Source organism: Mesorhizobium sp. M6A.T.Ce.TU.016.01.1.1, from assembly GCF_003997065.1.
Classification (GTDB): Bacteria; Pseudomonadota; Alphaproteobacteria; order Rhizobiales; family Rhizobiaceae; genus Mesorhizobium; species Mesorhizobium mediterraneum.
Window position 1 is genome coordinate 1 of record NZ_RZTJ01000026.1, and the last position, 12,340, is coordinate 12,340.

At 58.0% G+C, this 12,340-nt stretch carries 6 protein-coding genes and 6 pseudogenes; 3 read left to right on the plus strand and 9 right to left on the minus strand.

Annotated features, from left to right (window positions below; translation table 11 throughout):
• Positions 1-104 precede the first annotated feature (104 nt).
• Positions 105-567, plus strand: a pseudogene (locus EOC94_RS34840) (IS701 family transposase); the annotation flags it as partial.
• A gap of 32 nt (positions 568-599) precedes the next feature.
• On the opposite strand, the pseudogene EOC94_RS29145 reads toward EOC94_RS34840, so the two are convergent.
• The 6 genes and pseudogenes from EOC94_RS29145 to ectB all read right to left on the minus strand — a co-directional run.
• Positions 600-848 (minus strand): annotated as a pseudogene (locus EOC94_RS29145) (transposase); the annotation flags it as partial.
• 25 nt (positions 849-873) lie between these two features.
• Positions 874-1,249 (minus strand): annotated as a pseudogene (locus EOC94_RS35180) (transposase); the annotation flags it as partial.
• Positions 1,250-1,367: 118 nt separating this feature from the next.
• A pseudogene (locus EOC94_RS35185) lies at positions 1,368-1,469 on the minus strand (transposase); the annotation flags it as partial.
• A gap of 12 nt (positions 1,470-1,481) precedes the next feature.
• A complete protein-coding gene (locus EOC94_RS29160) occupies positions 1,482-2,660 on the minus strand; it encodes a Xaa-Pro peptidase family protein (protein ID WP_127294946.1) in 1,179 nt (392 codons plus the stop codon).
• Between the two features lie 1,407 nt (positions 2,661-4,067).
• A complete protein-coding gene (locus EOC94_RS29170) occupies positions 4,068-4,907 on the minus strand; it encodes a hypothetical protein (RefSeq protein ID WP_127294948.1) in 840 nt (279 codons plus the stop codon).
• Complete coding sequence (ectB, locus tag EOC94_RS29175; protein ID WP_127294950.1) at positions 4,900-6,156, minus strand: diaminobutyrate--2-oxoglutarate transaminase; 1,257 nt, start codon at positions 6,154-6,156, stop codon at positions 4,900-4,902. The genes EOC94_RS29170 and ectB overlap by 8 nt, the downstream gene beginning before the upstream one ends.
• 1,752 nt (positions 6,157-7,908) lie before the next feature.
• On the opposite strand from ectB, the pseudogene EOC94_RS29180 reads away from it, so the two are divergent.
• Positions 7,909-8,144, plus strand: a pseudogene (locus EOC94_RS29180) (transposase); the annotation flags it as partial.
• Positions 8,145-8,160: 16 nt separating this feature from the next.
• Here EOC94_RS29180 and EOC94_RS29185 read toward each other — a convergent pair.
• Entirely contained in the window at positions 8,161-8,904 is a 744-nt protein-coding gene (locus tag EOC94_RS29185; protein WP_127294952.1) for a LuxR family transcriptional regulator, read from the minus strand.
• Between the two features lie 635 nt (positions 8,905-9,539).
• On the opposite strand from EOC94_RS29185, the pseudogene EOC94_RS29190 reads away from it, so the two are divergent.
• Positions 9,540-11,338 (plus strand): annotated as a pseudogene (locus EOC94_RS29190) (ABC transporter ATP-binding protein).
• Positions 11,339-11,934: 596 nt separating this feature from the next.
• Here the strand turns inward: EOC94_RS29190 and EOC94_RS29195 are convergent.
• Both EOC94_RS29195 and EOC94_RS29200 read right to left on the minus strand, forming a co-directional pair.
• Positions 11,935-12,141 (minus strand): exopolysaccharide production repressor protein, encoded by a 207-nt coding sequence (locus EOC94_RS29195; protein WP_095489408.1) that lies wholly within the window; start codon positions 12,139-12,141, stop codon positions 11,935-11,937.
• Positions 12,138-12,340, minus strand: a 203-nt coding sequence (locus EOC94_RS29200; RefSeq protein WP_185928348.1) for a 4Fe-4S binding protein, incomplete at its 5' end; no start/stop codon positions are given. The genes EOC94_RS29195 and EOC94_RS29200, both read right to left, overlap by 4 nt.

The window sequence follows — 12,340 nt, forward strand, 5'->3', positions numbered from 1 at the left end:
GTGGTCAGGGTTCGTTTTTGGCTTGGGAGCAGGAGCTCACGACGCTGAAAGCGCGGGTGGGGCGGGTGCTTCCTCGTCGTGAACTGCGGGAGACGGGCGCAGATTTCCTTGACGGCCTTCTTTCCGGCATTGAGCGCAAGACGGCTGAGCAGTCCGGAGCGGAGCGGCCCTATCGGATGCAGTCGCTGTTGGGGGCGCAGCCACTGGGACGCGGATCGGCTTCGAGACGAGGTTCGCGATTATGTGGTGGAGGCGTTGGGCGATGAGGATGGCGTCCTGATCGTCGACCGAGACGGGATTTGTGAAGAAGGGCGATCGTTCCGCCGGTGTCGCGCGTCAGTACTCGGGAACGGCGGGGCGGATCGAGAACAGCCAGATCGGCGTGTTCTTGGCTTACGCGAGCCGCTACGGCCAAGCGCTGGTCGATCGTCGCCTTTATCGGCCGGAGAGCTGGACAAAAGATCGGGCGCGATGTGCCAAGGCGTCGATCCCGGAGACGGTCGAGTTTGCGACCAAGCCGAAGATGGCGCGCGCATGGTCGAGGCGGCGCTCGATGCCGGCGTCCCGTGCGCTTACGTTCTAACCCAAGCGTGTCGCGATTAATTGGCCGCATATCCGGCGGCCTTGAAGAAGTTTCTGCATTCATTTGGCTCGAACAGGTGGCAGATATCGCCGAGAGCCTCGCAGAGAGCGCCGAAAGTTCTGGCCGCCTTCTTTCGCAGCCGCGCCTTGAGTTTTGAGTTGGCGATGGGGTTGAGATCGGGCGAGTATGGCGGCAGGAACAGGAGCCAGGCGCCCCTTTGACGAACCAGTTGGGCGGCGCGCTCGTTCTTGTGGAAGCCGACATTGGCCGGATAAGCCAAAGGGGCAACGTCAGCCTCCATTCAGTTTCGTTTTTTCGACGGCCAGCGCCCTGACGAGGCTCGGGCAGCTCTGCGAGTTTGGAAAGATGCGCACGACATAGGTGCGCCGTCGGATTTCCTCGTTGAGCCGTTCAAGCATGTTGGTGCTCTTGAGATGCTTATGGTGCTGGCGTGGCAGACGAAAGAAGGTCTGCGCGTACTCGATGGTCTCCTCCACCCATGCCGTCAGTCGTGGGTAGCGGGCCGACCATTTGGAAAGCCATGCGGCGAAATCGGCCTTGGCCTCGGCGAAACCGCGCCGGTCGTGGAGCCAGCGCAGTTCCTGCAGGCAATCGTCGCTGCTTTCTCGGCAGGTGATCGAGCGCGTTCCTGAGGAAGTGTACGTAGGGGCTGTTGAGAAGCCGGTTTCCCCCATTTTGATCCGAGACAACGGCGGTCTTGGTGTCAGAACCGCCGGATGCCCTCGTTAAGTCTCGTCAGCGAGATTCAGAGGGTGCATCAACAGCAGCGCTGCCATGCCGCTTCCGGGATCACCTCGCGGATCGCTGCGACTAGGCCGGCATGATCGTCGGATACGACCAGCTCGACGCCCTTGAGGCCGCGCGCCTTCCAAAAACATCAGGCAAGATGAAGCGTGTGTGGCACCTTGCTCAGCACTTCACTACCGTGCTCGGTCACTAAGATCTGGGCGCCCGCTCCAATTAAGTAGCCATTTTCGCTGCGCAAAATATTTGGCATGTGCAATGTCATGCCGGGCTTAAGGATATCTTCCACGCCTGGCTCCAAGCTCAAATTCCCTCGTTCAGTCCAATAAATGCCGGTAATATATCCTGTTCGCTGGCGAAAAACATCCTTGCGTCCAGAACGCTCCAGCACCTCGCGGCCCGCTGCGTCTACGGCGGCCGCGGTGGTACCCGGCTTGATAGCGGCAATGAGGGTCTCAATGACCTCCTCGGCCAAGGCGTGCAGGGACTCTGACTCCTGATGTCGGCCAAGCACGGCGCACCGGACGATGCCGGCGGCGTACCCGTGTTTTGATGCACCTATTTCTAGAAAGGCAGGCTCGTTGTTGCGAATCGCGTGGTGCGTTGCGGGGCCATGGGGCAACTTCGTGCGCTCGCCGAACAGAATCGTCATTGAGGGAGATAGTCCAATTTCGCCGCCAATGTTGCTGACGTCTGCTTGGACCGCCGCCACCATCTTCGCGACCATTTCCAGTTCGGTAACACCCGCCCTTAAGGAACTCTGGAATGTTCGTACGGCCAAGTCCGTCATATGCATCGCATCGCGCATGCACTCGAGTTCTACCTCGCTCTTTACCGCCGCTACCGAAGAAATCAGCCGACTCGCATCGGAGATCTTTAAATCGGGAAGCTGCGCCTGAATCGCACTAACATCAGCCGGTGCGAGGTTCCAACAGCCGAGCTCAAAACCGACCCGCTTGCTTTGCAGGCCAAGCCGGCGAAGGACGTCGGCGCAAACTCTCCCAAAATCGTGCTGTTGGGTATAAGTAACGATCTCGTCAATGCAGCAATACGCACGAACGGCATGCTCGTCGTATTTTCGAACGACATAGGTCGGCGGCCGACCCGGCACCAGAATCAAAGGAAACGGCGCGAAATATCCGCCGCTTCCATCATATCCGCTGAGATACCGAAGATGACCATGGGCAGTTACCACGAGGGCGTCCAACTTGGCGCTTACCACCGCCTCCAGTACCCCAAGCTGTCGGCGCTCGTACTCCGATCTCGGGAAAGGGACACCCGTCAGAGGAATCTCTTGGGATATCGCCGCCATATCTCACCTCATAGTTGTTTGTTAACGGGTTCCGCTTAGCAACAGATCGCTTCCGATCGGCATTTTAAGCTGCCGCTCAGTTTCTGGGTATAGCCAGACACAATTGTCTGTCACGGCTGTATGCGTCAAATGCAGTGTTTATATCGTGATCATCTCGCGGCGAGATGCAGCTAAGCCCGGCAGCGAGAATAGGTGAGCGCCGCTGACCACACAAGAGTCGGTCCGCATCGGAAGTGCCACCCCTTGTGGCTCCCGGTCTGAAAGTCGCTATTCATCCAACATTCGAGATCAGGTATCTTTGATACTGCCGTTCTCATGACGAACGGCGCTCGCGACGTCGACCCCTTGAGAGCCAGTCTCCCCAAGACCGCAGAGGTTTGCGGCCCGAGGTTCTGCATAATCAACAGCGACAACAGGGTCGGTTCTGACCACGTCGTCAGGAATTGCGCTTTCTGCTCAGTTGCTCGATCGTCGGAGCTGGTCAAGTGCCCAACATGCGAAATGCTGCTTCCTCGGCTATACCAGACCCATGTGAGGCACCGCTGTGACCGCCCACCATCCGCATTCGGAAGACTAGCTCGGGGTCGCGATCGGTCACGCAGGACCGGCGCTGTGCCACGTAGCGGGCGGGCTGGCAATGGAGCACCTGGCCGTCGTCGAGCGCGGGGTCGGCGTCGGCGGACGCTGGCGAACGGTGCTGAGATTGTAGTATGGGTCGTAGCTGCGTAAGTGCCGATACTCCTGGGGCGATATGGGGATCTCCGGACTCCGCTGTCTCAATGGCATAGTGAAATCCATTTCGACATCAAGGATGTCGGCGAGTGGAACTTCGGCGAGTACGGCGCAAAACAAGTCGGGCCGCAAGTCGGCCGTGGCAAGTGCGGTACCTCGCCAGCGCTCCTCCCCTGAATGACGATGCCGTCGCGGGTGATAGCCTGCGGCCGCCGAAACCGGCGTAGAGGCTCCAAGCGAGCTCCGGCTCGCGATAGGAGGGGTGCCACAGGCCCCACACGCCCAATGACGGAACGGGTTTCATTGAGATGGACGGCAAACAGGCCACGTAGCGCATACGCTTGTGGTCCGCGTAGAAGGCCGCATGAGCGGGAAAGTCCTCCTTGCGCCAGCCACGCAGCACTAGGCGTTCGCTTTCAAGCGTCGGGATCATGCCTGCGCCTTTCCCTGGCGCGCGCCGCTGCCGTCACCATCTCTCGATGGGCGGGATGACCTTTTCATCTTCAGCAATTTTCTCTCCCTTCTTCGTCTCGATCCAAGATCTCCGCTAGGAGCTCTAGCCACCGATCTAAACGTGATGTGATCGCCCCTGGAAAATGCTGTGGATAAACAGTCCTGAAGTTGATCGAGAGACGGCGAACTGCCGGCAGGAGCAGTCGCTGGGGGTATCCAAGGTTAGGTCCACCAGAGAACAAGATCCGGCCGGGCAAATCCAAAAAAGCAATTCAGCACCAGGCGACGCTTTCCGTCGCCTGATTGACCGGTAACCCCGTGGACGAAGCCGCCATCGATTAGGGCGATATCCCCAGCCTTGAGCTGGAAGTCGCGGCAAGGTACGGCCTCGAGATAAGCTGCCGAATAGGGATATCCTGTGGTCTCCACACCCTGCGACTTTCGGTCGATGACTGTCGGCTTATGGCTCCAGAGCCGCAGATTGCCACCTTCTTCGGGAATGCTGGGATAGAAGTTGAATGCTGCGACGGTGTTGTGCGCCACCGCAGAAAGCTCATAATCGTTCCCGGCACATAGGACTTGAGCGACATCGTCGTGGGGGGCCAAGGAAAACGTGCCGGTACCAGACCAACTGAGGGCGCGACAGACATTGGCCTGACCGTGTTCTGAACGCGCCAGCCTCAATTCAATGCCCTTGTTGTGAAGCTCTCGCTTCAACGCGCCGAATATTGCTCGGACCGGGTCAACCAAATTCTCAAAAAGGGCCTCGACGTGCGGTCGCGCCTTTTCGGCGTCTGCGAAATAGCTGGCCGCATCCTTCCTGTAGTGAGATGCGCCGACATATTGTCCGGGCACACCATCGTTACGCTCCTTGAGACCGGCACTACCAACAAAGTTCGTGGTGATTTTCTCGGCTACTTCGGTGCTGAAAGCTTGCTTGATGTGCAGAGCGGTGAGCTCACCTTTCAGGACCGAGATGATTTCCGCCGTGTTGATAGAGCCGATCCGTTCTCTGATCGAAACCGGAGAGATGGCTGGCACTTGAGATTTCTGGCTAGGCATTGTCTTGCTCCTGTAGTGCGTGATCAAGGATGGTGATGCCAAGATCAAGTTCGGCATCGGAGATGGTTATCGGCGGGAGAACTTTGATAACGTCGCGATTTGGCCCTGAGGATTCGATGAGCAGGCCGTTTTCGAACGCGACATCGTGCACGCGGCCGACAACTGCCGGTGAACGGCATTTCAGGCCGGCCATCAGGCCGCGCCCGCGCTTTTGTTCGATGTATCTGGGAAATTTCGCAACGAGGCGATCGAGGTGCGTTTGCAGCCTGACGGCTGTCCGCTCGATACCTGCAGTAAATTTTCTATCCGACCACAGCTTGCACATGGCTCCTGCCGTCACGAAGGCGAAATTGTTGCCTCTGAAGGTCCCGCTATGTTCTCCGGGCTTCCATATGTCCAAGTCGGGTCGAATCAGAACGATGGACAACGGACTACCTGAACCGCTTAGGGACTTGGAAAGACACACAATGTCCGGTTCGATTTTTGCGGACTCGAATGAAAAGAAATCGCCAGTTCGGCCCGCACCCGCCTGAATATCGTCGACGATAAAAACAATGCCGTGCGTGCGGCAAATGCGCTGAATTTCCGTGAGCCAAGCTGCGGATGCGGCGTTCATGCCGCCTTCTGCCTGGATGGTCTCCAGAATGATTGCGGCAGGCTTTTCTATGCCGCTCCCCGGGTCGCTCAAAACGCTGTCGATGTAACTGGCGGAATCGAATGCTTGGTTCGGATAACCGTCATAGGGAACACGGATCACATCGTGGCGAGCAACGCCTCCCAGTTCCCTGGTTGAGGCCGAGCCCGACACCGCTAGAGAGCCGAGCGACATGCCGTGGAACGCATTCGTAAAGGCCATGACGCTCGAGCGGCCGGTGTATTTTCGCGCCAGCGCGAGCGCCGCTTCGTTGGCGTTCGTGCCGGTCGGCCCAGGAAACTGAATCTTATACGAAAGGCCTCTGGGTTTCAGGATCCAATCGACGAACCCTTGAATGAAGTCACGCTTTGCCGCCGTATGCATATCAAGCGACAGAAGAATGTTCTCCCCGACGAGATATTCAATCGCTGGCGCCATAATATCCGGATTGTTGTGCCCGTAGTTGAGTGCGCCGGAACCCACCAGGAAATCGATAAAGGGCTTACCCGTCTCGTCCCAGATCGTCGCCCCAAGGGCCTTCGTAAAGACGGTGGGGAACGCCCGGCAATAACGACGAACGTTAGATTCATGAGGCGTGAAAGCGTCGGTGTCCATATTAAGTCCTCTGCACATAGGCGTTCAAAGAAGAGAGCTGTTTAATGGCTAGTGGTTTGCGGCAGATGTTCGTCGCTTAACATTGAAGCAGGATGCCGGAGGCAGATTTGTTGCTGGGATCCTCATCGACTATTGTTAATAGCGTTGCCCTCCATTCAGACGCCTTCGGAGAATGTGCTGCAACAAGATGGCTTCTAAAGCTTCCGCGAAAGCACCGATACTATGGCATCAGGTAGTTGACGTACCCACCCATCGCTACCCATAGCGCCTCCGGACAATGAATGGGTCCAAGGACGATTAGCAGGGTCGCGTCGCCAGAGGTTGTGTAGCTCGGCGGTAGCGAGAAGCCGCTCGCGAGCGCGCTCCTCAATAGCGCCGTAGCGGGCGAGCGGCTTCGCGGCGGTCATCAATATTCGCCCTTCAACCTCGGGCTGCACGGGGCCGCCGTCGGCGCCCTTGACGGATAGCTCGTTCTAGGCCAGGGGGAAGCAACCGGGAGACGCTGGCGAAGGGCCGCCTCGGTTTCGAGAACGTCCACTACCGCGACGGCAACCATCCCCCGGCCGCAGCTGGGGCTGCTGCCTTCAGGCGAGTCGAAAAGGAGATCGACTGGGAGCGTGACGGCGTTGACGTCGAGGTGGGCCGTGAGTAAGCAATCAAAAGCTCTGATCGGGATCCACGAACGCTATTTCCGCCCGACCGAGGTTGAACTGTGATCGGCGTTACCTCAAGGCAGGCAGGCCGACAAGCTCGTTGGAAGGCGAAGACCTTTCGATGAGCTCGTCTCCGAAGTGCTCGAGGCCCACTGCAACGCCTACGGGATCATGCTGGCGCATCGTGAAAATACGATGGCGTCGCGGGCAGGTGCATTTGTCGTGGGCCATCCGCATTGCCAGGCACGCCCTCTCGGCCGGCATCCACTCAGGTCCGGTCGCTTGGGTCGGCGAATTCACACATCCTGCAAAGCAGAAAACCATCCGCTCCATTCATGGGTCGACGATTTCGCTAAAAACTGGCTTTTCAAACAGAACGGACTAATGCCAATACGTGACGCCGTTCAAAATCCATAGAGGGAACATCCTACGACACATCCCGTGGTCGTCGTTATCTCCAAAACCCTGCCGGCTGTGTTTGCTGAGCGAAGTTCCGGTAAAATCACTGGTGATTACTCCCATCTACTTCCTGCGAAGCGCCACGATGGTGTGCGTGTGCCTTTGGCTTTCTGATACCGCCTGCTGATCTACCGAGGCAACGCAGACATCTACCCTTTTTGGCAGCCTAAGCCGCCCGGTTCACCGATTTGCCGGGCCGACCCTTCACAAACTTCCAGCGCCTCGGACCAGAGACAGCATTGCATCTTTCGAGGCATCACTCGCTCCGGAGATGTAGCCTCAACCGTTGGTCGCTGGCCCGTCGCCGAGATGCGCGCGCAGCACCCTCGAACCCGCCGGAGAGAAGCTTTCTGGATGCCGTCGATCATCCTTCATCGAGCGAGTTCCGTGTTCTCATGCGGGTCAGCCCTCACACTATATTGCCGCACATCGACCAGCAAAGGCCGAGCTAGTGCGCCTGGCGCGCAGTTACTGCGAGATAGGCTTCGAAAAGCCCGACAGGGCTAAGACGCTCCGCTGTATTGAACCCGACATGTTTTCTGACGGCTGTCAGATTTTGGACACACATCACTCATCGTCAGTCGCTTAATACGGATGGTAGTTTCTTCCAGGAATCGGTGACATTGAACACCACCCTGTCATGACCGCCCAATCTCAGCGAAGCGAACTCAGCATCGCCACCAGGACCAAGCCTGAAGATAAATCCGCCATAGCAGCGTCAACGACATTTTGCTTTCGAACCCGGATGGATTGCACGAGGTGATTCGCGCCGTGATGCAGGAGGTGCTCGAGGCCGAGATGGACGAGGCGCTGGGTGCTTCGAAGAGCGAGCGCACGCCGGAGCGTCTCGGCTATCACGCGCGCTACTACGGGCGGAGAACTAGCTGCGCACCTACGGCGGTTGGATAATCCCAAGTTTCAAAGCTTTTACAACAGCTACCGTTCTGCTGGTCGCATCCAACTTCCGCATTACATTTTTTAAATGGAAATCTATCGTATTTCGTGATCTGCCTAAAATAGTTCCTATTTCCCATGACGATTTTCCTTTCGACACCCAATCAATGCACTGTATTTCTCTCTGAGACAGGTTATGTACTCGTTCCGACGCAGTCGTAGTGTCGAACTTCGTAACCATCAGATGAAACCGCAGCGCGGCCGTTTGCAGGTAGGCGATCGTTCTATTCTGCAATTCGCAGTCCGAGGATTGAGCAAAACTCACAAACCTAAAGCTGTCACCAGGGCCATGTAATGGGACGGTAACGCCTGACCTCAAGCCGAATGTTGCTGCTTCGTCCAAGACGCGGCGTCCATCTTCAGTTATGCTTTCATCGTTATACACCTCGCTCCATCGAAAGGGCCTCGCCTCCTTTCGACCTTTCTTGATGAGTGGGTCTATTTTGGCATAGCCCATTCTCGAGTAGCGCTCCTGCCATTCAGCAGGATAATTCCACATCATCACAGAACCCTCTCGGTTCGGCTTGAAAACCCCCTGTTTTGATGCGAGCGGGCCATAGGCAATCCACGGGCAATCGAACTTCAGCGCAAACGCAGACATCCGTTCGAACAACTGTTCGGATTGAGCGATATCATCAGTCATCTCGAGGAATAGGTCTAACTCCACCCGCGGGAGTTCCATGATGCCTCCTTCATTGCGTTCTCATTGGTGCAAAGTTTGCTCCAGCCCAGCCTCGCAACATGCGAAGTCAACGGGACCGAGCCGGAGTTCCTTCCGCCACCTGGAGTACCTTCAAGAGTCGTGCCAGCTTGCGAGCGAAGCTTCTTCTTCAGGTTGTCAATCGACTGGGGAGGTACCCAGGAGGCGAACCGAACAGCACTGTGTCGGGGAGCGCACGATCCGACAGTCGAGCATTCGATTGACGGAATATGGGCAGGAAAGTATTCGCGGCGCGCTTTTGAAATCAGCGCCTAAGTCTCGGGCCTGAGAGAGCTGCATTGCCTGTACTTATTTGATCGAGGCAAGAACAAGTTAGAATTCAATCGATACATCGACCTTCTTTTCCAATCTCCCGAGTTGGGCAGCCGAAGCAATAGTATTCGACTGAATCGCGGCTGACTTTCTCCAGGCTCGGTAACCTGCTGAATTTGTCCTTCGGACGTTCCCGCTCAGTTGGCACGACTTTTGAACATCACCGTCGTGAGGCGGCAGGAGCTGCCCGCCAAAATTGATGCTGTTATGGGGGAGGTCGAGATTCCAGTTTTGTCTTTTAACGTCTTTGGGACCGAGCGTGTTGATGCGCCCGCTTGGAAACTATGAAACGTTTACCCGTCCATGGACGCGGCGCCACTGGTCGCGACGTTTTCGCCTTCACTGTCCGCCACTGGAGCCGGCAGCCGGCCCGGCTCGCGATCATCATGACCGCGATGCTCGCCTCCACGCTGGCTGACGTGTTGATGCCGCTCTATTCTGGCCGACTTATCGACGCTGTTTCTCGTGCTGCTAATGCGGCAGCACCAGCTTCGGCAGCTGTTGTAGCATTCTCTGTACCGATTGCATTGGCACTCGGTTCCATTGCCATGCGCCACGTCGCCTTAATTGGCCTGAACGACTTGGTGTTGAAAATGATTCCGATGTCGCGACCGAAGCGTTCCATCATGTGCAGCGCTTTTCAACAGACTGGCATGCAAACAGCTTCGCCGGCTCGACAGTGCGCAAGATAACGCGCGGCATGTGGGCGCTCGACCTCCTCAACAGCACGATGCTCGTCACGCTGCTCCCGTCGTTTGTCATCTTGATCGGCTCGACGGTGCTGCTCGGCTGGCACTGGCCGGTCATGGGCGTGATCTTTGCTTGCGGCTCTCTCGTCTACCTTGCGTTTTCGATTTCGCTGTCGCTCGGCTATGTCGCGCCAGCGGCGAGCCTTGCCAACCGATGGGACACAAGGCTCAGCGGCACGCTTGCGGACGCGGTCAGTTGCAACGCTGTGGTCAAGGGCTTCGGCGCAGAGGTTCGCGAAGACGAGCGGCTTGCAAATATCATGACGAAATGGCGGCACCGCGCGCGCCGGAGCTGGGTGCGCGGAACGATCATCGGCTCAACCCAAGGCGTAACTTTGGTTGCGCTCAGGGTGGCGGTGGTCGGATATGCCCTGCTTCTGTGGTCGCATGGACAGGCAACGCCGGGCGAGATAGCATATGTTCTCACGTCCTTCATCGTCCTGCAGGGCTATCTGCGTGATGCCGGCATGCATGTCCGCAACGTGCAGCACTCGGTTAATGATATGGAAGAACTGGTGGCCATCCACAATCAGCAGGTGGATGTTGCCGATCGTCCAGAGGCCAAGCCGATCCGGATCACGAACGGCCGTATCGATTTCGAGAACGTCCACTTCCGCTACGCCAACCATCCCCTGCCGCTCTATAGCGAATGTTCGCTGTCGATTGAAGCTGGCGAAAGGGTTGGGTTGGTTGGACCCTCCGGTTCCGGCAAGACAACATTCGTGAAGCTGATCCAGAGACTCTACGACCTGAGCGGCGGCCGGATCCTGATAGACGGTCAGGACGTCTCCGAGGTGACCCAAGAGTCCCTTCGTTCGCAGATCGCGATCGTGCAGCAGGAGCCGATCCTGTTTCACAGGTCGCTTGCCGAGAACATCGCCTATGGCCGGCCTGGCGCGAGCCAGGCCGAGATCGAGCAAGCGGCACGACTGGCAAGTGCCCACGAATTCATCGCGCCCCTGCCGAAGGGCTATGGGACATTGGTCGGCGAAAGGGGTTTGAAGCTCTCCGGCGGCGAGCGCCAGCGCGTGGCGATCGCGCGCGCCTTCCTCGCGAACGCGCCGATCCTTATTCTGGACGAGGCCACATCGAGCCTCGATTCGGAATCCGAGGTGCTCATTCAACAAGCGGTGGATCGGTTGATGGTGGGCCGAACCACACTCGTCATCGCACACCGGCTGTCGACGGTCCGCTCGCTCGATCGGCTGCTCGTCTTCGACCGTGGCCGCATCGTGGAGGACGGCGATCATGCCGCCCTGATCAATCTCGATGGTGGCATTTACCGCCGCCTCTTCGAACGGCAGGCGTTGGAACTCGCGAAGGGCCTGGCCTGATCGCTAAACCGGCTTGCGCGATGCGCCGAGCCGTTGCCGGAGAGGGGTGTGGCAGTGACGAGCGGCGGGCGTTAGGCCGGCAAAACCAGCACGGCCGGAACTGTCCGCCAAACGGGCGAGCGGGAATGCACCACGTCTAAGCTTCGGCGAATGCGCAGTTACACGCGGGCACCGAATTGTCGCGCCTAACGGCGCACGCACCAAAAGGGCGGGAATGTCGACGGCCCGGGAAGAGTGCGGCCCTCGCCGTTACCCACATTTCGCCAAAGGAAGCGAAGTCAACGCACATTGAGAGGGCGGTGCTTCCCGGCCGGCTGGGATCCCTGTCGCTGGCCCAACCTACCGCACGCCGGCCACGTCAACGGTTCAAAGTCCCTTCGGTTCGCAAAGTCGTCCCCTTGGAGACCCGGAAGCGCAGGAGCTCCGACCGCAGTCTTCGCTCAACTCTGGCCATCTGCTCCGGGATTGGATTCCGTTCCCTTGCTAGCACAGTGGCAGCTGAGCACGAACTCGCCGGCCCCGTGTCTTTCGATTACGGCCAACGGGCTTAGGAAGAGATTGGATTCGCCGGCCCTCTGCGGAGCGAATGAGCAGTTCTACAGATCATCGACGTCCGCGAAAAAGAGCACGCAGCCGAAGTAGCCGGCCTGAAGCAGCAGCGAACAGGCCAGCGTCGTGACGACTGCCACACGGAGCGAATCCAAAGCGAAGTAAACCATCGACGCATTGCTGCACAGGACCAGCCCCACGAGCCGACAAAAAGATGAAGTGCAACGCCGTTCTCCTGGTTTTCGCCAGATCATGTTGCGAGCTCGTCGGCCGCAACATGCGTCTGGCAGTTCTTGGGGCAGACGCGGCCGCAGGCTCCGCAGCCGATGCAGCGGCCGGCATCATCGACAACCATGATCATGCGATTGAGCTTGCCGTCGAAATCGTCGTCCTCGTCATCGCAGGGGCCGAGGATTTCACCCGCATCATCAACGCCGTGAAGATGCATGACAT

What these genes read in the sequence shown, in the direction of transcription:
- EOC94_RS29160 (WP_127294946.1), bottom strand. Translation starts at nt 2,660, where the DNA reads ATGGCGGCGATATCCCAAGAGATTCCTCTGACGGGTGTCCCTTTCCCG.
- EOC94_RS29170 (WP_127294948.1), bottom strand. Translation starts at nt 4,907, where the DNA reads ATGCCTAGCCAGAAATCTCAAGTGCCAGCCATCTCTCCGGTTTCGATC.
- ectB (WP_127294950.1), bottom strand. Translation starts at nt 6,156, where the DNA reads ATGGACACCGACGCTTTCACGCCTCATGAATCTAACGTTCGTCGTTAT.
- EOC94_RS29185 (WP_127294952.1), bottom strand. Translation starts at nt 8,904, where the DNA reads ATGGAACTCCCGCGGGTGGAGTTAGACCTATTCCTCGAGATGACTGAT.
- EOC94_RS29195 (WP_095489408.1), bottom strand. Translation starts at nt 12,141, where the DNA reads ATGATCTGGCGAAAACCAGGAGAACGGCGTTGCACTTCATCTTTTTGT.